The organism is Nocardioides sp. NPDC058538 (genome assembly GCF_042719275.1).
GTDB lineage: Bacteria > Actinomycetota > Actinomycetes > Propionibacteriales > Nocardioidaceae > Nocardioides.
Genome location: NZ_JBHXNY010000007.1, coordinates 15,715 through 42,156, shown reverse-complemented (window position 1 = coordinate 42,156; position 26,442 = coordinate 15,715). Strand labels below are relative to the sequence as shown.

Below are 26,442 nucleotides of genomic sequence, written 5' to 3'. Positions count from 1 at the left end.
TCGCAGCGCCGCTCGCGTGAGGCCGCCTCACCTGACTCGGGTGAGGCGCGTTACCTCGAACTTACGAACCGAAACGGGTTCCGTATTCCAGGCGTAACCAGTCCGAAACGACTGGGCCGAAGGCTTGATGCCATGACCAAGCCCCTCCGCGACGCCCACCGCCACATCGGCCGGCTGCCGGCGTACCCGTTCTACGGAGGCCCGGCGATCACCGCCGACGTCACCGCGCGCGGCACCGTGAAGGAGCTCGTCGCCGATCTCGACGCCGATCGGATCGAGCGGGCTCTGGTGCTGCCGAACTACGGCGTGCCCGACCCGGACGCGGCCTTCGACCTCAACTCCCTGGCCATCGAGGCGGCCCAGAGCGACGACCGGATCCGGTGCGGCCTGTGGGTCTCGCCCAAGGCCACCGACTCGGCCCGCAACGACGCGGCCCTCGCCCTCGCCGGCGAGGAGGGAGTGGCCGCGCTCAAGACGAGCTTCCTGCTCGGCGGCCATCCCACCGACCCGGAGTGCCTCGAGCAGCTCGACAAGGTCTTCGCCGCAGCCCGTGAGCACGACCTGACCGTGCACGTGCACACCTCGCCCGGCGCTGCCTCCGACGTCGACCAGATCGGCACTCTCGTGGAGCGCTATGCCCGGGACGTGCGCCTCCATCTCGTGCATCTCGGCGGCGGGATGAGCGGCCACATGAAGCTCATCGGTGGCCGACTCTTCGACTGGATCGAGGCCGGGATGCAGGTCTACACCGACACCAGCTGGGCGATCGGCTTCGCGCCGGCCTGGCTGGTCCAGGAGATCGAGCGTCGTGGCGTCGGGCACGACCGCATCCTCTTCGCCACCGACGCGCCCTGGGGCGACTTCGCCGGCGAGCATGCCCGGCTGGCCGCCGCGGCCGGCGACGGCGAGCTCGCCGACGCCTTCTTCCACCACAACTTCTCAGCCCTCTACGGCTGAGACCGGCAGCTCGACTGCCGGCCACTCGTCAAGGACGACGAGCTCCCTCCACCCCGCATCGCCCATCCCACCTCTTTGGAGACCCCAGTGACCACTGACACCGCTGACATCGACGCCCAGATCGCCGAGAACATGGCCAAGTCGCTCGGCGAGATCCCGCACCCCTCGCAGCAGCCGGGCACCAACATCTACGGTTCGACCAAGATCTTCCCCGACTACCAGGCCGAGGACGGGGAGACGTACTTCACCCTCGTGCACGGCATCCCGCACGAGTCCTCCGTCAGCTTCGTCGCCGTCCTGCAGGCGACTCGAGCGCTGCGCAAGGGCTTCGAGTCGGCCATCTACTTCTACGGTCCCGGGACGCTGGCGTGCATGGCCTCCCGTGGCTTCCCGACGATGGGCGACGCCGGGTTCCCCGGAGAGCTCAACACCAACGGCGCGATCGAGACGTTCATCAAGGAGGGCGGCACCGTCTTCTGCTGCCGCTTCGGGATGGGACTCCACGGCCTGCGCGAGGAGGACCTGATCGAGGGTGTCGTGCCCTCGCACCCGCTCGACGTCCAGGACGCGCTGATCCACTACGCCCGCAAGGGCGCCATCATCAACTCGACCTACAACCTCTGAGGGGCCCGGCCATGACCTCGCCGATCTCGTCCAGCACCCGCGTCGACGTCGCCATCCAGGGGATCCGCCTGCTCGACGCCCCGGTCGCCCGCCGCTCGGGCGCGGGGCCGAGCGACGACGGGCACGTCCTCCTGGACGGGGTCGGCGCGGCCATCCCGCTCAACCCCCGCAGCCCCTATTCCGTACGCGGCGGCAAGCTGCTCCTCGACGGAGCCGACACCGGTCTCGGGGTCGAAGCCGTCGCCCGGCCCCGCTTCTACGATCTGGTGACCGCCGACGGTGTCGGCTACGACAAGATCGCTCGCCTGCACTCGGCCAACGTGCTCGCCACCACCGTCGTGCAGACCTGTGCGCGCTACGCCGTGGAGGAGCGCTGCCGGTTCTGCGCGATCGAGGAGTCGCTGCGCCAGGGCTCGACGATCGCGGTCAAGCAGCCCGCCCAGCTCGCTGAGGTGGCCAAGGCCGCGGTCGAGCTCGACGGGGTCACCCAGATGGTGATGACCACCGGGACGTCCCGGGGCCGTGACCGCGGGGCTACCCACCTGGCGCGCTGCGTGCGCGCGGTGCGCGAGGTCGTGCCCGACCTGTCGATCCAGGTGCAGTGCGAGCCGCCTGGTGACCTCGCCTCGATCCAGGAGCTGTACGACGCCGGTGCCCGTTCGATCGGCATCCATGTCGAGTCGCTCGACGAGTCGTCCCGGCTTCGCTGGATGCCGGGCAAGGGCGCGGTGCCGATGAGCGAATACCGGGCAGCTTGGGCCGAGGCGGTCAGGGTGTTCGGCTGGAACCAGGTCTCGACCTACCTTCTGGTCGGTCTCGGCGAGGATCCTGACGAGCTCGTCGCCGGCTGCGAGGAGCTCATCGCGATGGGCGTCTATCCCTTCGTCGTGCCCTACCGCCCTCTGGAGGGGACCCTCGCCAAGGACGTCGACGGCGTCGAGGCGCCGCCGCACGCCGACGTCTACCGGGTGACCTCCCGGGTCGCCGCGCTCCTGCGCCGGGCCGGCATGGCCGGCGCTGACCAGGCCGCCGGTTGCGCCTCGTGCGGCGCCTGCTCCGCACTCGGTGCCTGTGGCGAGGAGTCGGCATGACCGAGCTACTCGACGACGTCATCCTCGCTGGTGCCGTACGCCGCTCGCCGAGCCTCGAGGGCTACACGGTGTTCCGGGCGGAGACCGCGGCCGACCTGGAGGCGTACCTCCGGCTGCGCCGGGAGGTCTTCGTCACCGAGCAGGGTCTCTTCGCCGGCTCCGATCTCGACGACGTCGATGAAGACCCCCGCAGGATAGTCCTGCTCGCCCGCTCGGGCGACGGCGAGGTCCTGGGCGGCGTACGTCTCCATCCGGCGCAGCCGGATGGCCGCGATGTGGGCTGGTGGCGGGGGAGTCGGCTGGCGGTCAAGCAGGACGCACGCCAGCTTCTCGGCGTGGGTGCGGCGCTCGTCCGGGCCGCCTGCGCCGCGGCCGAGCAGGCAGGTGCGCTCCGCTTCGACGCCACCGTCCAGTCCCGGAACGAGGGGCTGTTCCGCAGGCTCGGCTGGATCCCGCACGAGCGGGTCCACCTCCACGACATGACCCATGTCGTGATGGAGTGGCCGGTCCGACGCATCCGGCAGCTGTCCGAGGTGACCAAGGCGCCGCTGGGCGATCTGGTCGGTGCCCTGGTGGGGCAGTCGACCCCGGGCTTCCGAGGTGACGACGGGGCTCCGGTCCCGGGCAGCGACCTGGTCGCGGCCTGCGACGCGATCCTCCCCTCGATGGTCGAGCGCGACCCGGAGTGGGCCGGGTGGTGCGCGGTCCTCGTCAACGTCAACGACCTCTCCGCGATGGGCGCGGCGCCGGTCGGACTGCTCGACGCCATCGCAGCCCGCGACGCCTCCTTCGCCCGCCGGATCGTGCGCGGCCTGGCCGAGGCGGCGCAGGCGTGGGGCGTACCCGTCCTTGGCGGGCACACCCAGCTCGGCGTCCCGGCCGCGCTCTCCGTGACCGCGCTGGGGCGCACCGAGCGGCCGGTCCCGGGCGGTGGGGGTGCACCGGGCGATCTCCTCCGGCTGAGCGCGGACCTGGGCGGAGGGTGGCGGCCCGGCTACCGCGGCCGCCAGTGGGACTCGTCCTCGCACCGCACCTCGGCCGAGCTGCGGGCGCTGTCCGGAGTCGTGCCCTCGCTGGCGCCGACTGCGGCCAAGGACGTCAGCATGGCCGGAACCGTCGGCACCGCCGGGATGCTGGCCGAGGCCAGCGGCTGCCGCGCGATCATCGACGTCGGCGCCGTCCCCACTCCGCCCACCGCCTCGACCGCGGACTGGCTCACCTGCTTCCCGGGCTTCGCGATGCTCACCGCGCAGGCGCCCGGCCGCACCGAGGTGCCGCCCGAGCTGCCTGACTTCGTCTCCTCCGCCGTCTGCGGCGAGCTCGTCCCCGGCACAGGCGTCGGCCTGCGCTGGCCGGACGGCACCGTCACCGACGCCATCGACCACACCGTCACCGGACTAGGACCAGCGACATGACCACCAGCACTCAGCCCGGCACCGCCGTGGCCGCCGTCTGCGCCGGCTTCGGCCGGGACGTGGACCAGAACCTCGCCCAGATCGGCGGCCTCATCGAGGATGCCCGACAGGCCGGCGTCGGTCTGCTCGCCCTGCCCGAGGCCTGCCTCGGCGGCTACCTCTCCGTGCTCGGGGCGGGCCGCGACGGCAGCCACGACGAGACGCCCGAGGACCTCCCGCCCGTGATGGACATCGACGGCCCCGAGCTCCGGCGGGTCGCCGAGCTGGCCGCGGACATGACCGTGGTCGTGGGTCTGTGCGAGTCCGACGGTGCGGACCGCTACAACACCGCCGCCGTCGTCACCGGCGACGGCGTGCTCGGCGCCCACCGCAAGGTGCACCAGCCGCTCGGCGAGAACCTCTACTACGCGGCCGGCGACGGCTTCGGATGCGTGGACACTCCGATGGGCCGGATCGGCACCATGATCTGCTACGACAAGGCCTTCCCGGAGGGCGCGCGAGCACTGGCCGTCGACGGCGCCGAGATCATCGCCTGCATCTCCGCCTGGCCGGCCTCACGCACCGCCACCAGCGCCTCGATCGAGGACGACCGGTGGTTGGCACGGTTCAACCTCTTCGACGCCGCCCGGGCGCTCGAGAACCAGGTGGTCTGGCTGGCCTCCAACCAGCACGGGACCTTCGGCAAGCTTCGCTTCGTCGCCAACGCGAAGGTGGTCGGCCCGGGTGGCGACATCCTGGCGACCACCGGCGTCGAGGCCGGCATGGCCGTGGCCGAGCTCGACGTGCCCAGCGCTCTGACGACGGCGCGCCGGGCGATGTTCCACCTCCGTGACCGCCGGCCCGAGGCGTACCCCTCCATGCTGGCGACTGCCGAGCCGCTCTCCCCGGTGGGTGAGGGTCATGCCTGAGATGACCTTCACGGTGCGCTGGCCCGACGGCAGGGTCGAGGACTGCTACTCACCCTCGCTGGTGGTGCACGACCATCTGGTGACGGGCCGGACGTACGCCGTCGAGGACTTCCTCGGCCGCAGCCTCACCGCCCTGGCCACCGCCTCTGAGCGGGTGCGGGCGAAGTTCGGCTTCGCCTGCACCAGCGCGATGGCGACCGCCGACCAGCTGCGTTCGTCGGCCGCGGCGTACGCCTCCGACCAGCGCGTCACCATTCTCGCCATGCATCCGCCCCTTCCCGTCACCCCCAATCCGCAGGAGACCCGATGATCACCCACCGCGCCACCGTTGCGATCGTCGGCGGCGGGCAGGCCGGCCTGGCCGCGAGCTGGTTCCTCGTCCGTGACGGCGTGGACCATGTGGTCCTCGAGGCGGGCACCGCCGGCCACGAGTGGGCCGACACCCGCTGGGACAATTTCACCCTCGTCACGCCCAACTGGCACTGCCGCCTTCCCGGCTACGAGTACGCCGGGTCCGACCCGGACGGCTTCATGACCCGCGACGAGGTGGTGGCCTGGCTCGCCGGCTATGCGCCGACCTTCGGCCCGCCGCTGCGCGAGCACACCCGGGTGACGTCGCTGACCCAGCGCGCGGGAGGCGGTTTCCTGGTCGAGGCCGAGGGTCCGAAGGGCGCCGAGACCTGGGAGGTCGAGCACGTCGTGGTCGCCACCGGCGGCTACCACGTACCGGTCATCCCGGCCTGGGCGCCCGCGCTCGACCCCGCCTTCGACCAACTGCACTCGGCCGACTACAGGAGCGCCTCGGGCCTGCGCCCGGGTGGCGTGCTGGTGGTCGGCTCGGGCCAGTCCGGGGCACAGATCGCCGAGGACCTGCACCTGGAGGGACGCCAGGTGCATCTCGCGATCGGCGACGCGCCCCGGGTCGCCCGCTTCCACCGCGGCCGCGACTGCATGACCTGGCTGGCCGAGATGGGCCTCTACGACACCCCGGTCACGAGCTATCCGGGCGGCCTGGCTGCGCGCGAGAAGACCAACCACTACGTCACCGGCCGCGACGGCGGCCGCGACATCGACCTGCGTCAGTTCGCGGCCGAGGGCATGCGGCTCTACGGCCGGCTCGCCTCCGGGACAGGCACCGATCTCGTGCTCGAGCCGACGCTGCGGGATGCGCTCGGCTCGGCCGACGACGTCTACCGCTCGATCTGCCGCGACATCGACGCCCACATCGCCTCGCGCGATCTCGACGTCCCACCGGCGGAGCCCTATCGCCCGGTCTGGGAGCCGGAGTCGGAGCCGACCGCCCTCGACCTCGCCGCAGCGGGGGTCTCGACGGTGATCTGGGCGATCGGCTACCGGCCCGACTACCGATGGGTCCGGGTGGGTGTCTTCGACGGCACGGGACGACCGACCCACACCCGTGGCGTCACCGCGGTCCCAGGGCTCTTCTTCCTCGGCCTGCCCTGGCTGCACACCTGGGGCTCGGGGCGCTACCTCGGCATCGCCGCCGACGCGGAGCACATCACCGGCACCATCACCGGCAACGTCCTTCGGACTGTCGAGCCCGCCGCCGACCTGGCCCGGCGCCGCTCACCCGGCCTGCTGGACACCTCTGCAGCCGTCGCCTGAGGCAACGCCCACCCACGATCGAGGACGGATAGGTTGAGGAGCATGTCGAAGGTACGCATCGGGGCGGTCGCGGCCCACTTCGGCCGCGATCTGCCGCGCGCGGTCGCCAAGCTCGAGGGGATCGTCGAGGACGCCCGGCGCAACGACGTACGCCTCCTGGTGCTGCCCGACGCGACCCTCGGTGGCTACCTCTCCGACCTGCGTCACCCTGACCCGCACGCGTTGCCGCCGGCGCTGAACGAGGACTCCTTCGAGGTCGGCCGGATGATCGCGATGGCCGGTGAGATGGTGGTCTGCCTCGGCTATGCCGAGGAGGTCGTCGTCGACGGCCAGGCGCGGCTCTACAACTCCGCCGTCTGTCTCAGCGGTGACGGCGTGCTCGGGCGGCACCGCAAGGTGCACCAGCCCGCCGGCGAGTCGCTGGTCTACGCGGCGGGGGAGGGATTCGCGGCCTTCGACACCCCGGTCGGGCGGCTCGGGATGCTCATCGACTACGACAAGACCTTCCCGGAGGCGGCCCGCACCCTCGCCCTCGATGGCGCATCGGTGATCGCCTGCCTCTCGGCCTGGCCGGCCTCGGTCACCGACCGTGCCTCGCGGCTCCCGCAGGACCGCCAGTCGCGGCTCTTCGACCTCTACGACCAGGCCCGGGCCGCCGAGAACCAGGTCGTCTGGGTCTCGTCCAACCAGACGGGCGTCATGGGCGGGCTGCGGTTCCTGGGACAGGCCAAGGTGGTCGGTCCCGGCGGCGAGATCCTGGCTCGGACGACCTCCAAGGGCGGCCTGGCCGTCGCGGAGATCGACGTCGAGGCGGAGATCGCCAGGTCCCGGCGCGTGCTCCACCACCTCAAGGAGCTGACCCCGACGGCCTATACGTTCCCGGGGACCTCGCGATGAGGATCGCGCTGCTGACGTACTCCACCCGGCCCCGCGGCGGGGTCGTGCACACGCTGGCGCTGGCCGAGGCACTGGCGGCGCTCGGTGAGGACGTCCATGTCTGGACCCTCGGCCGTCACGGCGACACCGCGTTCTTCCGGCCGGTCGACCCCGCCGTCACGGTCCACGCGGTGCCGTTCCAGGCCCGCGACGATGAGTCGGTGGGGGAGCGGATCGTACGTTCCATCGATGTGCTGCGAGCCGCCTTCGCGCAGCAGCGTGACCGCTACGACATCGTGCACGCCCAGGACTGCATCAGCGCCAACGCCGCCCTGCCCTGCCTCCGCACCATCCACCACCTCGACCATTTCACCACCCCGCAGCTCGCCGCCTGCCACGAGAAGGCCGTCGTCGATCCGTACGGCCGGATCTGCGTCTCGCAGTCGGTCGCGGACGAGGTCGCGGCCGGATGGGGGTACACGCCCACGGTCATCCCCAACGGCGTCGACGCCGCCCGGTTCGCGGCCGGAGCCGGTGACGCCGCCGGGCGCGAGGCCTGGCGAGAGCGGCTCGGCCGCTACGTGCTCGCCCTCGGTGGGATCGAGCCGCGGAAGGGATCGCTCGACCTGCTCGAGGCGTACGCCGCGCTGCGCGCCGCCGATCCTCGCCACTCCGACCTGACCCTGGTCTTCGGCGGCGGCGAGACCCTCTTCGACTACCGCGACTACCGGGCGGCGTTCGACGCCCGGGCCCGCGAGCTGGACGTGCCCGTCGTCATCACCGGAGTGCTCGAGGAGGACGAGCTCCCATCGCTGGTCGCCGAGGCCGGCGCCCTCGCGATGGTGTCGACCAAGGAAGGTTTCGGGCTCGCGGCCCTGGAGGCCCTGGCCGCCGGCGTACCCGTGGTCGCCCGCGACCTGCCCGTGCTGCGCGAGGTCTTCGGCGAGGCCGTCGTCTACGCCACGACGCCGGCAGAGATCTCCCTCGCGCTGGGCAAGATCCTGGACGCTCCACCAGATCCGAGCGCCGGGCGCGACCTCGCGGCACGGTACACCTGGGTGCGCGCCGCCCGCGCCCACCAGATCTTCTATCGGCGCGTCCGAGGCTGAGCCGGCTATCACCCGTTGCGGGTGAAGGGAACTCCTGCTGGAGGGCCAACCATGGGTCCATGTTGCTGAGCTGACCTCGGGTGCCGGCCAGCATTCTCTGCGTCATCCTGAATGAAGGAGAACTTCTCACATGAGCTTCTGGGACATCATCTGGTTCATCATCGTGTCCTTCGCCTTCGTGGCGTACCTGATGATCCTGTTCAACATCGTCACCGACCTCTTCCGGGACAAATCGGTCTCCGGTGGAATGAAGGCGGTCTGGATGATCGGTCTCGTCTTCCTGCCGTTCCTCATCGCCGTGATCTACCTGATCGTGCGGGGTAAGGGGATGGCGGAGCGCCAGAACGAGGCGGTCCAGCACGTCCGGGCGGCACAGGACGACTACATCCGCTCGGTCGCCGGCTCTTCACCCGCCGAGGAGATCGCGAAGGCGCAGCAGCTCCTCGATGCCGGGACGATCACCCCGGAGGAGTTCGCTGCCCTCAAGGCGAAGGCCGTGGCCACCTGAGCGGCCTCCGCGCCTGCGGGTTCGTGATCGCGCTGCCTGGAGGCAGTCGTCCGGCCGGGGTGATGCCCCGGCCTTCTCGGGGTGGAAACGTGACCGACCATGTCCACAAGCACCCAGCCACCGCGACTGCTCTCCGCCGAACAGCTCGGTGAGCTGCTCGAGCTGACCAAGCAGGCCGACAGCGTCGAGCTCAAGATGACGGTGCCGAACGCCGAACGACCTCAGGCGGTGACAGCACTGGGGCTGGATCCGCTGGATGCCCAGATCCGGCAGGTGTACTTCTTCGACACCGCTGAGCTCGCACTCAACAGACGCGGGGTCGTCGTCCGCGCGCGCCGGATCCGGGGGCGGAACGACGACTCCGTCGTGAAGGTGCGACCCGTCAATCCGACAGAGGTCTCGGCGGCGCGCAAGTCGAAGAACCTGTCCGTAGAGGTCGACGCGATGCCAGGAGGCTTCGTCTGCTCCGCCTCGATGAAGGCGACCTTCGGCCGTACCGACGTCAAGGAGGTCGCCGCGGGCACGCGCGCGATCCACAAGCTCTACACGAAGGAGCAGCAGAGCTTCTTCCGGGCCAATGCTCCCTCGGACCTCGATCTCGATGATCTGGTGCGCCTTGGCCCGATCACCGTCTTGAAGCAGAGGCTGAGACCGGAGGAGTACGCCGGCCGGCTGGTCGCCGAGCTGTGGCTCTACCCGGATGGCTCGCGAATCCTCGAGCTCTCCTCCAGATGCGCGCCCGTGAACGCCTTCCAGGTCGCCGCCGAGCTCAAGGCGTTCCTGGTCAAGCGCGGGCTGGAGATCTCGGGCGACCAGCAGACCAAGACCACAACAGCGCTCGCGTACTTCGCAAGCGAGCTGGCCACGTAGCCGCACCGGCGAGTCCGTGGTCCTCATCCGCCACGGACGACGCCTCGTCGCTGCTTCCGCACCAGGATTGAGTCAGCTGTAGCGGCCAGGCATCGTGCGCGGGAAGTCGAGTTGAGATCATGGATCAGAACCCGCGGGAGTCGGTAGCCGCCGATGCCCAGGCCTTTGAGATACGGGTAGCCGGGCTGGTCCCGCAGCAGGTCCTGGTGCAGCTCGTCGACGTCGAGACCTCGTCGCGAGAGATGAGAACCGTGTTGATCTGTCGGTGTCGGGACCAAGCCGAGCTCCACGGGTTCCTCGCGAGACTTCGGACCTTCGGTCTCGAGGTCGTGGAGGTCCGACGACTTATCACCGGGGCGGCGGACGAGGAGCCGAGCAGTGGTGACGCATGAGTGAGGCCGTGCCCGACGACGAGGTCGTGTTCGAGCTGACCGTCGAAGGCGAGCTGGGCCCCGTGCTCCGTTGTGCGCTGCATCCGGATGCCGTGGCGCGGCGGCCGTGCACCACGTTTCGAGCCACTGCCGGTGCGGGTCTCGGCGTGGCCGACCTCGTGGGCATGCTGGATGCGGAGGGGCTGACGGTGGAGAGCATCCGGGTGGCCGGGCTCCGATGAACAGCGAGGATGTGAGTCGCGAGGTCGGCGAGCTGCACGGTGGACAGGAGACGCGGTTCGGTCGCGGGCCCGGCGCGGTGTCCGGCGCCGTCTACGGCCTCGTCTCGATCATCGCCGTCATCGCCGGAGCCTCACACTTCGACGACTCTGCCGTCCGAGTCTTCGCCTTCGCCGTGGTCTCCAGCTTCGTGATCTGGACCGTGCACGTCTACGCGTCGATCCTGGCCGAATCGGGATCGGAGGTTGCGCCGTGGCGCAGCGTGCTCATCGCGGGCGTACGTCACGAGATCGGAATCGTGGAGGGTGTGTTCGTGCCGCTGCTCATCCTGCTCCTCGGAGCGATCGGATGGATCGATGACGGACGTGCCATCGCCTGGTCCATGTGGTCCGGCGTCGTGCTCCTGGTTCTCATCCCGCTTTTCTGGCTCCGTCGGACGGGCCGCTCGTGGGTCGGGTCCTTGGTTGCGTCCGGGGCGTGTGGGCTGCTCGGCCTGGGTCTGACCTGGATGAAGGTCCTGCTGCACTGACCCGCGCGAGCTGGCGCATTCGGGCTATATACGGCATCAGGACGTCGTACTAGCGTAAAGAGTCGCTCGGGACTGACGTTCCCCCTGTTCAATCCGTTGGGCGCACGTGCGCCTTGGTTCGATCTAGGAGGCACGTCGACGAGATGGGACCTCACCCCGGCGATGGCTGGTTCGGCATCCCGACGGTTCCCTCGGGACATGTGCCGCGAGCCCGCCTCTTGCAGATGCTCGATCGCAGTGACGGCTGCTCGTTCGTGCTGGTCAGTGCGCCGGCTGGAACCGGGAAAACGGCCCTGGTGGCGGAATGGGTCGCGGCAGGCGGGGAGCAGGACAGCACAGCCTGGGTCACCTTCGAGGGGATGGATGCCGCGTTCTGGCCCGGTCTCTTCGCGTGCCTGGAGAGCCTGGGCGTAGCGGTGTCACCCGATACGGTCCGCAGGGATGAGGGCCCGCTAGACCGCCAGGTTCGCCGGACGGTTGCGGAGGCGATCTGCGGCCACCAGGCCCGGCTGACGGTCGTGGTGGACGGATATGACCTGCTCTCCGCGGACGTTGCCGAAGATCTGGACTTCCTGTTGCGACACACCGGCGACCGTCTCCGGCTGGTGATGGCGACCCGGGCCGATCCGGTGCTTCCGCTGTACCGGTACCGGCTCGATGACACGGTCGTCGAGGTGCGGATGTCGGACCTGGCCTTCACCGATGAGGAAGCCGGTGAGCTGACTCTGCGGGCGGGCCTGACCCTGACGCCGGACTCGGTGCACGCGATCAACCTTCGGACGAAGGGATGGGCGGCCGGGCTGCGGTTCGGCGCACAGCTCCTTCGGATGCGGCCGGATCCGGATCACGCCGTCGCGGAGATCGTCGGCGACACCGGGAACATCGCGGAGTACCTCGTGGGCGAAGTGCTGGCCGCCCAGAGCCCAGACGTTCGGGCCCTGCTCCTGGCGACGAGCGTTCCCGACACGATCCAACCGGGACTGGCCGAGGCGCTCGCCGGTCCGACGGCCGAACGTACGCTGAACCTTCTGACCCGGGACAACGTGCTCATCGAGCCCGTATCGGGATGTCCTGGGTGCTACCGCTATCACCCGCTCTTCCGGGACCTCCTTCGCGCTGTGCTCGCCTATGAATCGCCTGATGAGATGAGGCGCCTGCAGCGAACGGCGGCTGAGTGGTACGCCCGCAAGGGTCAGGTCACCGAGTCCGTCGGTCACTTCGTGGCGATCGAGGCCTGGGAAGATGCGGCCGCAGAGGTGGTCGACGACCTGGCAGTCGGCCAGTTGCTGCTCGACGACAGCACGAGCGCCTTGACCCGATCGCTCCAGTCGATCCCGTCCGAGCTGGAGGACCCCGCGTCCACCGTCGTGAGAGCGACGCTCGCGTTAGGAGCCGGCGACACCACCGGTTTCACGAACGAACTGGCTCAGGTGCGGACCGAGCCGGGGGAGCCATCAGGATCTCATCCCTGGGCCACGAACGTCGCGGTCAGGGTGCTGGAAGCCGTGGGGGCGCGGGCGTCGGAGGACCCGGGCGAAGCGATGTCCCTCGCCACGGCGGCCGAACAGGTACTGGAGGCGCCGGACCGCGGCCCGAAGGGGAGCTCCCGCCCCGAGCTGATCTCTCTCGTCCTTCTCAGCAAGGGCATCGCGGCCCTGCGCCAGGGAAGGCTGGCGACGGCAGATGCGATGTTCAAGTCTGGCGTCGCCGCGGCCGTGAGCGCCGGATCCGAGGCCGTACTCGTGGAGTGTCTGGGCTACCAGGCCGTCATCGCCTGCTGCCGAGGCAAGCTCTCCAGGGCCGCGAAGCTCGGGGATCGAGCGATCGGTGCGGCCGAGCGCATCGGTGCCAACGCAGCAGACCGGTCGGCCGCCGCCCGGGTGGCACGCGGCTGGGTGGAGATGGATCGGTACGACCTGCGCGCGGCTGCCGATCACGTTCAGGCGGTCGAGCGACTGGACCTGCCGTTGCGTGATCCGATTCCCCATGCCTTTCTGGCTCTGATCAGGGCGCGCCTCCAGGTGGCGCACGGTGACCGGCTGGGCGCAGTCAGCAGGCTCGAGGAGGCGGCCGCCGGAGCCATCGACGAGAAGGGTTGGCTCGGTCAGCAGCTACGCATCGAGCTCGCCCACGTTCGAGTCGCCGCTGGTGAGCCGGAGGCGATCGCTGAGGTCGAGTGTCTTGACGATCAGCCAGAGGCTGCCCTCGTCGTCGGGCTTGCACAGCTGCAGCTTGGTGATCCGGACGCCGCCGACGCCGCGATGTCCACGGTCCTGTCCAAGCGGGCTGCTGTGCCGGTCCAGGTCTCGGGCTGGCTGGTGGAGAGTGCGCGTCGGCTCCACGACGGACCATCGGTGCGGGCACACGCGGCGCTCCAACGAGCCCTCACACTGGCCTCGCCGGATCGAGTGCGACGTCCCTTCCACGAGGCGCCCTCGGTGGTGCGCCAGCTGCTCGTCCGGGACAAGCAGCTGAGCGCTGAGCACGAATGGCTCTTCGAGATCTCGACGGCGCCTTCACGGAGGTCGTCCGTCCAGAAGGGCGCGCTGACTTCGGCCCCGGCGGGCCCTCCCGCGCCCGTGTTCGAGGAGCTCACGGAGAAGGAGATGGAGGTCTTGGGGCACCTGGCGAACCTCCTCACCACCGAGGAGATCGCAGGAGTCATGTACATCTCCATCAACACGATCCGCACCCACGTGCGCAACATCCTTCGAAAGCTGGGTGTCAGTCGCCGCAACGCTGCCGTCAGACGTGCGCGCGAGCTGGGGCTCCTACCGCAGTGAGCAGTGGCTTCGAGCCGCTTCGGTTCATCCACAGAGGATGAAGTCATCGGCGCGGACATCGTTCTACGGTCAGACGGCTGGAGTCCCGCCATCCGGAGATCTGGAGGAAGCCGTGACCGCACCAGACGTGAGCGCCCCGCAGCCCGGGCTGAGTGTCGGGCCGACGAGCGAGTTCAGCCTGTTCTTCCGGGTCAAACCCGGTGAGTCGGTTTCGCTGCGCAACGCATTGCAGGCGCTCCAGGACACCCCCGGCTACCGGCCGGGCGACTACGGGATGGCGATCCAGACCATCCACGAGGCGCGATTCGTGCTGTTCGACGACGACACCCGGCTGGCGTTCATCACCAGCTTCGACGGTCCGTGGGACGCCTACATGGAGGACTTCTTCACCTCGGGTCCGACCCTGGCACTCTTCGACCTGATCTTCAGCCACGTCGAGGGGTACGACGGACTGCCGGACGTGGCGGCGGTGCGCTCGTTCGTCCTGGGAGCCGAGCAGAGCGCCGCGGCGTACGCCCGCAACTACGGCGGCACGGTCAAGGAGATCCGCAAGGCGCAGCGTGTGAACAGCGCCTTCCAGCAGGTCCTCGACCACCCGCAGGCCGCCGAGATCCTCGAGCATCCTGCGATGCAGCCGCTGCTCGACGAGGCTGGCGACTAGCCCCCGCGCGAGCGGGGCGAGGACCAGCAGTGTCTGATCACATCTCAGGACCGCGTGCCCTGGCCGATCCGATCGCGGACATCACCGACTTCTACGCGTTCCCGAGCCCCGACTCCCCGGGCCGCCTCGTTCTCGTGATGAACACGCTGCCGATGGCCAAGCCCACCGACCTGTTCTCGGCGGGGTTGCTCTACCGCTTCCGGCTGCGCCCGCTGAGCGCTCCTGCCGCGGGCTCGACCAGCGGGGTGTTCGTCCCGGGCGAGGAGGAAGTGGTCCTCGACTGCGTCTTCGACTCACCGGAGCATGTGACGGACCCGGAACCCGGTCGACCGGGCCACGAGCAGCGGGGGAGCTGCGTGACTCCGACGGGGGAGACGGTCACCTTCCGCGTCAACGACGAGCTCGGAGGTGCCGCTGGCGGCGTACGCGTCTTCGCCGGGGTGCGCTGGGACCCGTTCATCATGGACGCCCGCGCCGCGCTGGCCACGATCGCGACGCGGAAGCTCGCGTTCACCGAGGATGGCTCGATCTTCCTGGACGGCAAGAACGTGCTGAGCATCGTGGTCGAGATCGACGCCGGTCTCCTGCCAGGCGGGATGCTCGTGGGTGTGGTCGCCGAGACCCTGACCCGCGGCGAGTTCAACGTACGCATCGAACGGGTCGGGCGGCCCGAGGTGAAGAACATGATGCTGGCGCCGAAGGACTTCGACCAGGTCAACCGCGATCTGGAGATCCGCGACCTCTACAACATGGAGGACGCCTTCCACCTCGGCGAGTCGTACTACGGGGCATTCCGGGCGCGCCTGGATGCCAACCTCGCGTTCTGGGACTGCCTCGACGGCAAGCAGGACTGGCCTCTCGGGGAGGACGGGAGCCACCCGCTCACCGACCTCGTTCTCGCCGACTACCTGGTCGTCGACCCCACCCTCCCGTACGCCGAGCAGGGGACCTTCCTCGAGATCGAGCTGGCCGCCCGACGTGGCGAGCCGCATCAGACCTGCGGGGGCCGGGCCCTGAACGACGACGTGATGGACGCGCTCTTCACCCAGCTCGTCAACGCAGGCCACGGCCCCACGATCCGCGACGGCGTCGACTCCGCCAGTCGCCCGGCCACCGCCACGTTCCCGTATCTGGTCGCGGCGAACCCGGATCCACCTGAACCTCCGGAGCATCACTGACATGGCCGACGTGACCCTCGAGCTCGACGACATCCAGTCCGGTGCGCTGTTCGAGCGCCCCTCGCCGTACGTGGGTGTCTACCTGCTGCTCAGAATCCGCGATCGCCGGGACGGCCGCGAGCTGGTCCGTCGGCTGCACCGGCTCCTCACCGCCGACGGCGAAGCCAGCGGGGCCGGCGAGACCTCGCTGACGGTCGCGTTCACCTACCAGGGACTGAAGGCGCTCGGCGTGCCGCAGGCGTCCCTCGACAGCTTCGCCCCAGAGTTTCGGCAGGGCATGGCGGCCCGAGCCGAGATCCTGGGTGACGTCGGTGAGAGTGGTCCCGACCATTGGGAAAAGCCTCTGGGCAGCGCCGACGTCCACGTCGCCATCTCGGTGCTCGCTCCCGACGAGGACCGGCTTCGGGCCGTCGCTGAGAGGGCCCGCCGAGCCCATACCGAGCTGCCCGGGATCGAGCTCATCTGGCGCCAGGACTGCTACCAGCTCGCGACGGGACGGACGTCGTTCGGCTTCAAGGACGGCATCGGCCAACCGGCTGTCGAAGGAAGCGGCCGTCCTGCCACCGACCCGCGCGAGCCCCCGCTCAAAGCCGGAGAGATCATTCTCGGCTACCCCGACGAGACGGGCGAGATCGCTGCGATGCCGTCCCCTGAGGTGCTGGGACGCAACGGCACGTACGTCGTGTTCCGCAAGCTGCACACGAAGGTGGCGGCGTACCGGTCCTATCTGCGGGCGAGGGCGAAGTCGCGCGCCGAGGAGGAGCTTCTCGGGGCGAAGATGGTCGGCCGCTGGCAGAGCGGCGCCCCGCTCGCGCTCGCGCCGGAACGCGACGACCCGGAGCTCGGGAGCGACCCGGTCCGCAACAACGACTTCGCCTACGGGGACGACCCGCGCGGCTTCAAGTGCCCGGTCGGTGCCCATGCGCGCCGCGCCAACCCTCGCGACGCCTTGGACCACGAGGGCAGCGTCGACGTGCGGCTGCACCGGATGATCCGGCGCGGCACCAGCTACGGCCCGCCACTGCCCGACGGCGTGCTCGAGGACGACGGGGCCGAGCGCGGCATCATGTTCGTATTCGCCGGTGCGCACCTGAAACGGCAGTTCGAGTTCGTGAAGACCCAATGGCTCAACGACGGGATCTTCATCGGCGCCCCGCTCGAGGCCGACCCTCTCGTCGGTCCGCACGGCGAGGCCGGCACGTTCACGATCCCGCAACGACCGATCCGGCGACGGCTCCAGGACCTGCCGCCGTTCGTGGTCACCCGCGGCGGCGAGTACTGCTTCGCCCCGAGCCTGAGTGCGCTGCGCTGGCTCGCGGACCTGGAACCCGACGACCCCGCCACCGAGAGAGGAAGCAGATGAGCACCTCGAGCACCGACCGCTGGGCCGCACTCGACTTCGCCCCACCGGACCCCGACGTCGAGGAGACCGAACCGCCGGTCCTCCTCGACTACCTGTCCGACGGCAGCGTCGCCCGGATCACGCTCAACCGCCCGCACGCCGACAATGCGATCTCGACCGAGATGGGCGCTCGGCTGACCGAGGCCGTCGAGGAGATCGCGGTGCGAACCCGCGTACGGGTCGTCATCCTGACGGGTGCCGGGGAGCGGGCGTTCTCGGTCGGCAGCGACCTGCGACAGCGCAAGGCGATGACCAAGGAGGACTGGCTGCGCCAGCGCCAGGCCTTCGACCGCACTTTGTACACCGTGCGCCAGCTGCGCAAGCCGATCTTCGCCGCCGTCAATGGCATCGCGTACGGCGGCGGTTGCGAGCTGGCCCAGAGCACCGACTTCATCATCGCCTCGACCGCCGCGACGTTCGGTCAGCCCGAGGCGATGCTCGGCCTGGCGGCCGGGGGCGGCTCGCCGGCGCTGCTGCCTCGCCTGCTGCCGCGCGGCAAGGCGCTGCAGATGCTGATGACCGGCGATCCGGTCCCCGCGGCGGAGGCGTACCGGCTGGGCATGGTCAATGAGCTGCACGAACCCGATGACCTCGCCTCAGCGGCACTGGGGATCGCGGGCAAGATCGCCTCCAACTCGCCGACCGCGGTCCAGGCGGTGAAGCGGGCCGTGCACCTGGGGGAGGGGCAGCCGATCGAGGAGGCCGTCGCGATCATGATGGACGCCCACTGGCGCTCCGCGGTCCACCCCGACCGCGTCGAGGGCATCGGCGCCTTCAACGACGGCCGCGAACCCACCTTCGCCGACTCCGACTTCTGACCCACACGTGATCCGCCCCAAGGAGGCTGAACCAACATGACCGTTGCCGATGAGCTCGAGGCAGCCCGCGCCGCCCTGGTGATGATCAACCCAGCGCCGTACAACGCCGAAGCACCACCGGCCGCTCTGGCCGCCGACGTCACGCCGACCGAGCTCCACTACGTACGCAGCAACTTCGCGGTGCCCGACCACGACGGCACCCTCGAGATCGGCGGCGCGGTCGGCAAGCCCACGACCCTGACGCTCGACGATCTGCGTGCGATGCCCGCGCACGATCGCACGGTCACCCTCGAGTGCGCCGGCAACGGCCGCCTGGAGATGAGGCCGCTACCGACCGGGGAGCCCTGGGGAGACTTCGCCGTCTCGACGGCACGGTGGACCGGAGCGCTGCTCCATGACGTTCTCGCGCAGGTCGAGCCCGCGACCGACGGGGTCGAGCTCCTCGCCACCGGCGCCGACCACGGGCCGTACCACCTGCAGGCGATCCTCCCCGAGACCGACCAGGACAACCTCACCTTCACCCGCGCGCTGCCACTGTCACAGGCCACCGGCCCCGACTCAGGGATCCTCATCGCCTACGAGATGAACGGCCAGCCCCTCGGGCGCGACCACGGCGCCCCGTTCCGGCTGATCGTCCCGCACTGGTACGCCGTCGCGTCCGTGAAATGGCTCGAACGCCTCGACGTCCTCACCGAGCCGTACACCGGAGAGTTCCAGACCGGTCACTACATCTATGAATGGCCCGACCGGCCCCCCGAGCCCGTCACCCTCATGCGGGTCCGCGCGCGCATCACCGAGCCCGCCCCGGGGGCGGTCCTCACCCAGGAGACCTGCATCGTCCGCGGAAAGGCCTGGTCAGGCACCGGCCCGGTCACGAAGGTCGAGGTCAGCCTCACGGGAGAGGGCGACTGGCAGGCGGCTCGGTTGGACCCGGCCGTCCCGGGCGACTTCGGGTGGCAGGACTGGAGCTTCACCTGGGACGGGATCGGCGTCGGCCGGCACACCCTTCGAGCCAGGGCGACCGACGCTTCCGGGAACGTGCAGCCCGACGTACCGCAGTGGAACCGCCTGGGCTACGGGAACAACGCCATCGAAGTCATCTACGTCGACCGGCGTTAGAGCCCGCGCCAGGCCGACCACAGCTGGGCGTAGCGGCCCTCACCCGCGACGAGCTCGTCGTGGGTGCCGGTCTCGACGATCCGGCCGTGCTCCATGACGACGATCCGGTCGGCGGACTCGGCTTGGGTGAGTCGGTGGGCGATCACCAGCGACGTACGCCCGGAGGTGACCGCCAGGGCGGCCCGCTCGAGGTCGCGCGCGCCGCTCGAGCCCGCCTCGGCGGTCGCCTCGTCGAGGACGACGGCGACCGGGTCGGCGAGGAGAACGCGCGCCAGGGCGAGCTTCTGGACGAGCGCGGGGGTCAGCTGGTGGGCGCCGTCTCCGACGAGGGTCTCGAGCCCGTCCGGGAGCGCGGTCACCTCGGCCCAGGCCTCGACCTCGCGCAGCGCCTTCTCCAGCACCGCATCGTTCGCGCCAGGTGCGGCCAGCGTGAGGTTGTCGCGGACGCTGCCGGTGAAGGTGTGCACCTCCTGGGTGACCAGGGCTGCCTGGCTCCGGCCGTCGCGGACCGGGAGCCCGCCCACCACCACGTCGCCGGCGCTCGGGGTGAGCTGACCGGCCACGGCTGCGCCCAGTGTCGACTTGCCCGCACCGGAGGCTCCGACCACCGCGACCAGCTCCCCGTCGGCAAGAGTGAGGTCGACCCGGTCGAGAGCCGGCCGGCCCGGAACGTACTCGTGATGCAGGCCGGTGACCACGATGCCGGAACCGTCCGGCTCGCCGGCGTTCGCCGGGGCCGGGCGGTTGAGGAGGGCGAGGCCGGCGAGGCGTACGAGCGAGGCACCGACCGACTGCACGTCGTCGAAGAGAGCGATGACCGCGCCGATCGGGTTGAAGAGCCGGTGGAAGTAGAGGGCGGCAGCGGTGACGGCACCGACGCTGGCGGCATCCGCCCGTACGAGGAAGAAGCCGGTGCCGAGGATGGCGAGCAGGCCCATCAGCTCGGCCCGGTTGTTGCGGCCCAGGAAGCGCATCAACATGGCGAACACCTCGACCGAGATCGACGCCGAGGTCCACGAGGCGGCGCGGACCTTCTCCTGGTGCTGCTCGGCGATGCCGTACGCCCGCAGGGTCCGGTTGCCGTGGACGCCGGTCAGGAATGCCTCGGCGCGCACGCCGTTGGCCTCGCGCTCGCGGCGGTAGTAGGGGCCCGAGCGGGGGAGGTACCAGCGCAGCGCCATCACGTAGAACGGCGCGGCGAACAGGCCGGCGAGCCCGAGGCGCCAGTCGAGCGCCATGAGGCCGGCGGTCGTGAAGGCGATCGCGATCACCGAGTTGAGCATGAGCGGGACGACGTCGGCCATGGAGCCGCCGATGAGACGTACGTCGTCGCCGACCCGGGACACCAGGTCGCCGCTGCCGCTCTCCTCGAGCCGCTGGGTGTCCAGGTGCAGGGCCCGATCGAGAACCTCCTCGCGGAGCTCCGCCAGCGCCGGTTCGGCCACCCGGGCGAGCAGGTGGATGGAGACCGCCCCGGCCGCGCCGGCGACGAGCGCGGCACCGAGGATCCAGACGCCGGCGGTGATGATGTCGGCTTCCGGTGAGCCGGCGCCGACCAGGTCGACCATCCGGCCGAGCATCCAGGGCGCCACCAGACCGGCCAGCCCCTCGAGGGCGAAGACGGCCAGGCATGCCGCCAGCAGGAGCGGACGGCGGGTGAGCAACCGCCGCGCGAGGCCGGCCGACTCCCGTGGTGTGGAGACGGGGAGCTGGGTCAGCTTCTGGCTCTGGGTGGTCATCGCAGCACCGCCGCGCAGTAGTCGGTGTGGGCGGCCAGCTCGTCGTGGGTGCCGCGGGACTCCACCCGGCCGGCTCGGATCCAGACGACCTCGTCCGCGGCAGCCAGGAGCAGCGGGCTGCTGGTGAACAGCAGGGTGGCGCGGTCGGAGCCGGAGCCGTGCCGGAGGCGGCGTAGCTCCTCTGCGACGTACTGCTCGGTGACGGCGTCGATCGCCGTCGTGGGGTCGTGCAGGACGAGCACGGGCGTCTCCGCGGCGAGCGCCCGGGCGAGACCCAGCCGCTGGCGTTGGCCACCGGAGAGGCTCTGCCCGTCGACTGCCACGTGCGTGGCCAGGCCGTCGGCCGCGACCGCCACCAGCTCGGTGGCCGATGCGGCTGCAAGAACGGCCGTGACCTGTTCGTCGCCGAGGCGGTCGAGCGGGTCGACGTTGCTCCGCAGGGTGCCTTCGAAGAGGTCGACGTGGTGGTCGGTGACGAGCAGCCGGTCGCGTACGTCGGAGAGCGCGAGCTCGGTGAGGGGCTCGCCGCCGAGCCGGACGATCCCGTGCTCGGGCAGCGACTCCCCGTGGAGCAGGGAGAGGAGCGTGGCTGGCACCGCCGGGTCGTCGGCGACGACCGCCATCAGCCGCCCCGGCGGCACCGCGAGCGACAGCTCGGCGACCGGGCCGGCGGCGACATGGTCGAGCTCCAGGTCGTGGCCGTGCGCGCGTCGCTCGCCCTCGCTGACCAGGGTGGGCGTCGAGAGGAACCCCACGATCCTTGCCGCCGAGGCGCGGGACTGCGCGACCCGGGCGACCAGGGCGCTGAGCATCCGCATGGGCTCGGCCACGAACTGTGCCAGTCCGACGACCGCCACCAGCTCGCCGATGCTCAGGTCGCCGGAGAGGGTCCGCAGACCAGCGACGATCGCGATCACTGCGAGGAAGACACCGCTCCCGGCGGACGTGATGCCGGTCAGCAGGCCGGCCCAGCCGGCCGCGGCGACGCTGGTGTGGGCGGCCGTACGACTCTCGCGGCGATAGCGCTCCAGCGCGACCTCCACGCCGCCGATGCCCTTGAGCGGCCGGATCCCGCGGATCAGGTCGCTGGCGATCCCCGTCGTACGTCCCAGCGCCTCCTGCCGTCGCGCACTGCGGTGGGCTAGACCCGGCGCGACCAGGTGGGTGGCGCCGAGGACGAGGGGTACGCCGACCAGGACGATCAGGGCGAGCCACGGGTCGATGACGGCGAGCACCACGCCACTCACCACCAGCCCGATCGTGCCGGCGGCCGACAGCGCCACTTGCCGGATGACCTCGCCCACCAGGTCCGCGTCGCCGGTGGCCAGCGCCAGCAGGTCCCCGGAGAGCCGGTCCGTCCGTGCGCCGCGCGGGTCGAGCACATGTCCGGAGACCTCGGTGCGCAACCGATGGCTCTCGACGTGGACGGCACGGTTGGCGATCCGGGCACCGAATCGGTACGACAGGCTCAGCACCAGGAAGTGCAGGCACAGGGCCACCGCCCACAGCACCAGCTCGCGCAGGTCGCCGGTCGTCACCGCCCGGTCGATCATCACGCCGATCAGCACCGTGACCATCGCCTCGCACACCTGCCACAGCGTGATCAAGGCCGACGAGGCGAGCACGGCGCGCCGCTGACGACGCAGCGACCGCCGCATCAGTGCACCCGGCGTACGGGGTGTGGACACCGGGTCCTCCAGAAGTCCGAAGCGGTTGGGTTAGGTCAGCCTAACTTGGGCCTGTCTGGACGGGAGCCTCGGCTCCGGCTCCTCGGGCGGCTCTCGCGGGTCATCAGAGTCTCGCCGCGGCGGCGTGGCGGAGGAAGAGGCACTCCATCGCCACCTGCGCGGCGAGGCTCGCCGTGATGCCCAGGTGGTCGTGGGGCGGGCTGACCGTGTTGATGTCGAAGGCTGCGAACTCGAGCCCGCGCAGGCCGCGCAGGATCGCCAGACCCTCCCGCACCGTGATGCCGCCCCAGGACGGCGTGACGACGCCCGGCGAGACCGAGGGATCGAAGACGTCCATGTCCCAGCAGAGGTAGATCGGCACGCCGACGAGCCGCTCCTGGAGGCGAGCGACGAGTGCGGGAATGCCCATTTCGACGATCCGGTCCATCGTGATCACCTCGTAGCCGAGGCCGGTCGCCACGCCGACGATGCCGGGCCGCCCGTCGTACGCGGTGTCGCGCATCCCCACGTGCAGAGACCCTGCCGGATCGATGAGCCCCTCGCGGACGGCGTGCACGAACGTATTGGCGTTGTTGTACTCGTAGGGGTAGATGCCCTCGTAGGCGTCGGTGTGGGCGTCGAAGTGCAGCACCGCGAACTCGCGCCCGAGCGTCTTCTTGAGTGCGCGCAGCTGTGGCAGGGTCACGGCGCCGTCGCCGCCGAAGGTCAGCGGGGTCGCGCCGGCAGCGAGGATCGCCGCGACCCCGGCCTCGACCGCGTCGAAGCTCTGCTCGACGTTGCCTGGCAGCACCTTCGCGTCGCCCGTGTCAACGACGCCGAGATCGCCCAGCAAGTCGACGTCGAAGCCGTCCAGATGCTCGGCGACGAGGGCCGAGTGGGTGCGTACGTGGGCCGGGCCCGAGCGCGCGCCGACCCGGGTCGGGTGGTAGCCCATGTCGAAGGGAACGCCCATGACGGCGACCGAGCTGGTTGCGTCCGCCGGGCGGGCGGGAACCCCGAAGAGAGTGCCGACGGGGGTGAGCGAGGCGTTCTCCATGTGCTCAGCATGTCAGAGCCAAGTCGCGAGCCGGCTGGACGATCGTGCGGCCCCGTGAAATGCGAGAAACCCCAGGTCTCCCTGGGGTTTCTCTCTGTGCGCGAGGGGGGACTTGAACCCCCACCCACTAATACGTGGACTAGCACCTCAAGCTAGCGCGTCTGCCTATTCCGCCACCCGCGCGCAACAGGAAGAACATTATCAGGACGGCGCTCCGGCACCGAATCGGGGTAGCCCTCCACACGGGGTGCTGCCCGGGGACGAGAGAAACCCGTGGTGAGCGCGGGATCCACCTCTATGAGGTGGACCCACGTGGATGCGTGGGGCACGCTGGAGGCGGGGGAAACAAGCCCTCGAGACTGGTGGAGGTGGGTTTCATGCTCTCTCTGATCGTGATGATCGGGTTCCTCGCCATCGTCGTGGCGCTCGGTGCCGGTGTAGTACTCGCGGTGCGCCAAGGACGTGGTGACGCGGCGACGGATCTCGACGGTGACGGGGTGCCCTACGACGGCGTCGGTGCGGTCGGGCGTACGAAGGCCGAGGAGGAACGAGCCCAGGCGGGGAGTCTGGACTCGCTGGGAGATGCGGGTGGACCGAGTCCGAGCACTGCCGAGGTGGAGGCGGCTCGTCGGTTCGACGAGGAGTCGCGGCGGCGGCGCTGAGCCTGCGCTCGACCTACCTGTCAGGTTCAGGCCGGGAGGAGGGCGCGGGCGGGGTGGTTGCTGGTGACCATCCAGACGCGCTTGTCGTGCACGAAACGGCGCAGACGGCCGGGGTTGTCGACGGTCCAGACGAGGACCTTGATGTTGCGGCGGTGGGCCCAGCGCAGCAGCCAGACGTCGGCGAGGCGCTGCTCGACGACGACCAGGTTGGAGCGGGAGCGGCGGATGCGGCCCTCGGGGAAGAACTCCGAGAGCTTGAGATGGACGAGCTTGAACGGGTGGTGGCGGAAGTCGACGCCACCGAGGGAGAGGCCGACGAGGGTCTCGGGGGCGCGGAGGTCGGCCCAGTCGCGCAGGACGCGTACGGACTCGTCGACCATCGTGGTCACGATGAAGCTCTCGTCCATCACCTCGAGGGCGATCTCGGCAGCGTCGACCTCGTGCGGGAGCCCGAGGTGGTTCGACGGCGAGGCGAACTTGAGGTCGATGTGGGCGTGCTTGCCGTGGGTGGCGAGCAGCTCTAGCGCCTCCCGGTAGCGCACCAGGCGGTACGGCGCGAGCCGCGACAGCGCTGCGTACGTCCTGCCCTCGATCTTGACCCTGCGACCGATCCGGTCGCGGACGTGGCCGTCGTGGTGGAGGACGAACTCGCCGTCACGGGTGCGGTGCACGTCGAACTCGACGTAGTCGACCTCCATCCGCACAGCCTCCAGAAGCGACTCCCAGGAGTTGTCACGGTGCCCCGACTGGCGCGCCGCGGCGCGGTGAGCGGAGAGGAGGGCACGCTTCTGCATGCACCAATGGAAACCCACGCATCCGACCACAACGAAATCCTTTGCCATCGCATAGGTGGACGTCAGGCGGCTGTTTGTCGTCACCGGTCGATACGGTGGCGGTATGACCAGCGCCGAGACCGAGGTCGTCGACCTCTGCCGTGACCTGATCCGCATCGACACCAGCAACTACGGAAACGACCCGGGCCCGGGGGAGCGGAAGGCGGCCGAGTACGTCGCAGCGCAGCTCGACGAGGTCGGCATCTCCTCCGAGATCTACGAGTCCGAGCACGGGCGAGCCTCGGTCGTGGCGCAGTGGGGCGGGGTCTCGACAGGCTCGACCACCGATCGGCAGGACGGGCTGCTCCTCCACGGTCATCTCGACGTCGTCCCCGCTGCCGCGGAGGACTGGCAGATCGACCCGTTCTCCGGGGAGATCCAGGATGTTCCAGGAGAAGGGCTCAGCGTCTGGGGCCGGGGCGCTGTCGACATGAAGGACTTCGACGCGATGCTGCTCGCGGTCGTCCGTGAGCGCCAGCGCACCGGGCGGATCCCGGAGCGCCCGATCACGCTCGCCTTCACCGCCGACGAGGAGGCCGGCGGGATGAAGGGCGCCCACGTGCTCGTCGAGGACCACCCCGACCTGCTCGCCCACTGCACCGAGGCGGTCGGTGAGGTCGGCGGCTTCTCGACGACGGTGAAGGGACGCCGCCTCTATCTCATCGAGGCCGCCGAGAAGGGCATGGCCTGGATGAAGCTGACCGCCCGCGGCACCGCCGGGCACGGCTCGATGATCAACCGCGACAACCCGATCACCAGGCTCTCCGGCGCGATCGCCCGCATCGGCGCCCACGAGTGGCCGGTGCAGCTGACCCCGACGATGCAGACGCTGCTCGCCGCGGTCGGCGAGATCGCGGGGGAGGAGCCGACCCCGGAGAACGCCGAGCGGCTCGTCGAGGAGTTCGGCCCTGCGGCTCGGATGATCGGCGCCACCCTGCGCAACGTCACCAACCCGACCATGACCAACGCCGGCTACAAGGTCAACGTCATCCCCACCGAGGCCACCGCCCACGTCGACGGCCGTTTCCTGCCCGGCTTCGAGGACGACTTCTTCGAGACGCTGCGCAAGCTGTGCGGTGAGGGGATCGACATCGAGTTCGACCAGAACCAGATGCCCTGGGAGACCCCTTACGACGGCGCCCTCGTCGCCGCGATGGAGCGCTCGCTGATCGCCGAGGACCCCGACGCCCTGGTCGCCCCCTACCTCATGTCCGCCGGCACCGACGCCAAGCACTTCAAGCGGCTCGGGATGAGGACGTACGGCTTCGCGCCCCTGCGGCTGCCCGAGGAGCTCGACTTCACCGCGCTCTTCCACGGCGTGGACGAGCGGGTGCCGGTCGACGCGCTCCAGTTCGGCGCGCGGGTCATGGACCGCTTCCTCGACCAGGTCTGAGGAGCC

26 protein-coding genes and 1 tRNA gene are annotated in these 26,442 nt (G+C 70.2%); 22 read left to right on the top strand and 5 right to left on the bottom strand.

The window, feature by feature from the left end; translation table 11 throughout:
* The first annotated feature begins 132 nt into the window (after window positions 1–132).
* The 20 genes from ACFWQC_RS08570 to ACFWQC_RS08475 all read left to right on the top strand — a co-directional run bounded on the left by ACFWQC_RS08570 (window position 133) and on the right by ACFWQC_RS08475 (window position 19,085).
* Window positions 133–957, top strand: a complete 825-nt coding sequence (locus ACFWQC_RS08570; RefSeq protein ID WP_378675856.1) for an amidohydrolase family protein — start codon at window positions 133–135, stop codon at window positions 955–957.
* A gap of 87 nt (window positions 958–1,044) precedes the next feature.
* The gene (locus ACFWQC_RS08565; RefSeq protein WP_201451036.1) at window positions 1,045–1,581 is read left to right on the top strand and encodes an MSMEG_0572/Sll0783 family nitrogen starvation response protein; all 537 of its coding nucleotides are present in this window, start codon (window positions 1,045–1,047) and stop codon (window positions 1,579–1,581) included.
* Window positions 1,582–1,592: 11 nt separating this feature from the next.
* Window positions 1,593–2,672 (top strand): MSMEG_0568 family radical SAM protein, encoded by a 1,080-nt coding sequence (locus ACFWQC_RS08560; protein WP_378675853.1) that lies wholly within the window; start codon window positions 1,593–1,595, stop codon window positions 2,670–2,672.
* Window positions 2,669–4,087, top strand: a complete 1,419-nt coding sequence (locus ACFWQC_RS08555; protein WP_378675851.1) for an MSMEG_0567/sll0787 family protein — start codon at window positions 2,669–2,671, stop codon at window positions 4,085–4,087. The genes ACFWQC_RS08560 and ACFWQC_RS08555 overlap by 4 nt, the downstream gene beginning before the upstream one ends.
* The gene (locus tag ACFWQC_RS08550) at window positions 4,084–4,995 is read left to right on the top strand and encodes a carbon-nitrogen hydrolase family protein (RefSeq protein ID WP_378675848.1); all 912 of its coding nucleotides are present in this window, start codon (window positions 4,084–4,086) and stop codon (window positions 4,993–4,995) included. Before ACFWQC_RS08555 ends, ACFWQC_RS08550 begins: the two co-directional genes overlap by 4 nt.
* Window positions 4,988–5,305 carry an MSMEG_0570 family nitrogen starvation response protein gene (locus ACFWQC_RS08545; RefSeq protein ID WP_378675845.1) on the top strand — a complete coding sequence of 106 codons (318 nt, stop codon included), beginning with the start codon at window positions 4,988–4,990 and terminating at the stop codon, window positions 5,303–5,305. Before ACFWQC_RS08550 ends, ACFWQC_RS08545 begins: the two co-directional genes overlap by 8 nt.
* Complete coding sequence (locus ACFWQC_RS08540; protein ID WP_378675842.1) at window positions 5,302–6,621, top strand: MSMEG_0569 family flavin-dependent oxidoreductase; 1,320 nt, start codon at window positions 5,302–5,304, stop codon at window positions 6,619–6,621. The genes ACFWQC_RS08545 and ACFWQC_RS08540 overlap by 4 nt, the downstream gene beginning before the upstream one ends.
* A 42-nt stretch (window positions 6,622–6,663) precedes the next feature.
* Entirely contained in the window at window positions 6,664–7,518 is an 855-nt protein-coding gene (locus ACFWQC_RS08535; RefSeq protein ID WP_378675839.1) for a carbon-nitrogen hydrolase family protein, read from the top strand.
* Complete coding sequence (locus tag ACFWQC_RS08530) at window positions 7,515–8,606, top strand: MSMEG_0565 family glycosyltransferase (protein WP_378675836.1); 1,092 nt, start codon at window positions 7,515–7,517, stop codon at window positions 8,604–8,606. The genes ACFWQC_RS08535 and ACFWQC_RS08530 overlap by 4 nt, the downstream gene beginning before the upstream one ends.
* A gap of 130 nt (window positions 8,607–8,736) precedes the next feature.
* Complete coding sequence (locus ACFWQC_RS08525; protein ID WP_378675833.1) at window positions 8,737–9,114, top strand: SHOCT domain-containing protein; 378 nt, start codon at window positions 8,737–8,739, stop codon at window positions 9,112–9,114.
* A 99-nt stretch (window positions 9,115–9,213) separates the two neighbouring features.
* Window positions 9,214–9,984 (top strand): hypothetical protein, encoded by a 771-nt coding sequence (locus ACFWQC_RS08520; protein WP_378675831.1) that lies wholly within the window; start codon window positions 9,214–9,216, stop codon window positions 9,982–9,984.
* 119 nt (window positions 9,985–10,103) lie between these two features.
* The gene (locus tag ACFWQC_RS08515) at window positions 10,104–10,376 is read left to right on the top strand and encodes a hypothetical protein (protein ID WP_378675829.1); all 273 of its coding nucleotides are present in this window, start codon (window positions 10,104–10,106) and stop codon (window positions 10,374–10,376) included.
* Window positions 10,373–10,597, top strand: a complete 225-nt coding sequence (locus ACFWQC_RS08510) for a hypothetical protein (protein ID WP_378675826.1) — start codon at window positions 10,373–10,375, stop codon at window positions 10,595–10,597. Before ACFWQC_RS08515 ends, ACFWQC_RS08510 begins: the two co-directional genes overlap by 4 nt.
* A complete protein-coding gene (locus ACFWQC_RS08505; protein ID WP_378675824.1) occupies window positions 10,594–11,124 on the top strand; it encodes a hypothetical protein in 531 nt (176 codons plus the stop codon). The genes ACFWQC_RS08510 and ACFWQC_RS08505 overlap by 4 nt, the downstream gene beginning before the upstream one ends.
* Before the next feature lie 224 nt (window positions 11,125–11,348).
* Window positions 11,349–13,907, top strand: a complete 2,559-nt coding sequence (locus ACFWQC_RS08500) for a LuxR C-terminal-related transcriptional regulator (RefSeq protein ID WP_378675823.1) — start codon at window positions 11,349–11,351, stop codon at window positions 13,905–13,907.
* Between the two features lie 112 nt (window positions 13,908–14,019).
* The gene (locus tag ACFWQC_RS08495) at window positions 14,020–14,568 is read left to right on the top strand and encodes a hypothetical protein (protein WP_355017128.1); all 549 of its coding nucleotides are present in this window, start codon (window positions 14,020–14,022) and stop codon (window positions 14,566–14,568) included.
* 29 nt (window positions 14,569–14,597) lie between these two features.
* The gene (locus ACFWQC_RS08490; protein ID WP_378675820.1) at window positions 14,598–15,746 is read left to right on the top strand and encodes a DUF4331 family protein; all 1,149 of its coding nucleotides are present in this window, start codon (window positions 14,598–14,600) and stop codon (window positions 15,744–15,746) included.
* A gap of 1 nt (window position 15,747) precedes the next feature.
* Window positions 15,748–17,109, top strand: coding sequence for a Dyp-type peroxidase (locus ACFWQC_RS08485; RefSeq protein ID WP_378675817.1), 1,362 nt, complete (start codon window positions 15,748–15,750; stop codon window positions 17,107–17,109).
* Window positions 17,106–17,966 (top strand): enoyl-CoA hydratase/isomerase family protein, encoded by an 861-nt coding sequence (locus ACFWQC_RS08480; RefSeq protein WP_378675814.1) that lies wholly within the window; start codon window positions 17,106–17,108, stop codon window positions 17,964–17,966. Before ACFWQC_RS08485 ends, ACFWQC_RS08480 begins: the two co-directional genes overlap by 4 nt.
* Window positions 17,967–18,002: 36 nt before the next feature.
* Entirely contained in the window at window positions 18,003–19,085 is a 1,083-nt protein-coding gene (locus tag ACFWQC_RS08475; protein WP_378675811.1) for a sulfite oxidase, read from the top strand.
* Here the strand turns inward: ACFWQC_RS08475 and ACFWQC_RS08470 are convergent.
* The 4 genes from ACFWQC_RS08470 to ACFWQC_RS08455 all read right to left on the bottom strand — a co-directional run bounded on the left by ACFWQC_RS08470 (window position 19,082) and on the right by ACFWQC_RS08455 (window position 23,731).
* A complete protein-coding gene (locus ACFWQC_RS08470; protein WP_378675808.1) occupies window positions 19,082–20,824 on the bottom strand; it encodes an ABC transporter ATP-binding protein in 1,743 nt (580 codons plus the stop codon). The two genes, ACFWQC_RS08475 and ACFWQC_RS08470, sit on opposite strands and share 4 nt — an antisense overlap.
* Window positions 20,821–22,512 carry an ABC transporter ATP-binding protein gene (locus tag ACFWQC_RS08465; RefSeq protein ID WP_378675806.1) on the bottom strand — a complete coding sequence of 564 codons (1,692 nt, stop codon included), beginning with the start codon at window positions 22,510–22,512 and terminating at the stop codon, window positions 20,821–20,823. Before ACFWQC_RS08465 ends, ACFWQC_RS08470 begins: the two co-directional genes overlap by 4 nt.
* Window positions 22,513–22,615: 103 nt before the next feature.
* Window positions 22,616–23,548, bottom strand: a complete 933-nt coding sequence (locus tag ACFWQC_RS08460) for an arginase family protein (RefSeq protein WP_378675804.1) — start codon at window positions 23,546–23,548, stop codon at window positions 22,616–22,618.
* 97 nt (window positions 23,549–23,645) lie between these two features.
* A tRNA-Leu gene (locus tag ACFWQC_RS08455) sits at window positions 23,646–23,731 on the bottom strand.
* Window positions 23,732–23,925: 194 nt separating this feature from the next.
* On the opposite strand from ACFWQC_RS08455, the gene ACFWQC_RS08450 reads away from it, so the two are divergent.
* A complete protein-coding gene (locus ACFWQC_RS08450) occupies window positions 23,926–24,210 on the top strand; it encodes a hypothetical protein (protein ID WP_378675802.1) in 285 nt (94 codons plus the stop codon).
* 26 nt (window positions 24,211–24,236) lie between these two features.
* Here the strand turns inward: ACFWQC_RS08450 and ACFWQC_RS08445 are convergent, their stop codons facing one another.
* Window positions 24,237–25,004, bottom strand: coding sequence for a glycerophosphodiester phosphodiesterase (locus ACFWQC_RS08445; protein WP_378675799.1), 768 nt, complete (start codon window positions 25,002–25,004; stop codon window positions 24,237–24,239).
* A 103-nt stretch (window positions 25,005–25,107) separates the two neighbouring features.
* Here ACFWQC_RS08445 and ACFWQC_RS08440 point away from each other — a divergent pair, with 103 nt between their 5' ends.
* A complete protein-coding gene (locus tag ACFWQC_RS08440) occupies window positions 25,108–26,436 on the top strand; it encodes a M20/M25/M40 family metallo-hydrolase (RefSeq protein WP_378675796.1) in 1,329 nt (442 codons plus the stop codon).
* Window positions 26,437–26,442: the final 6 nt, after the last annotated feature.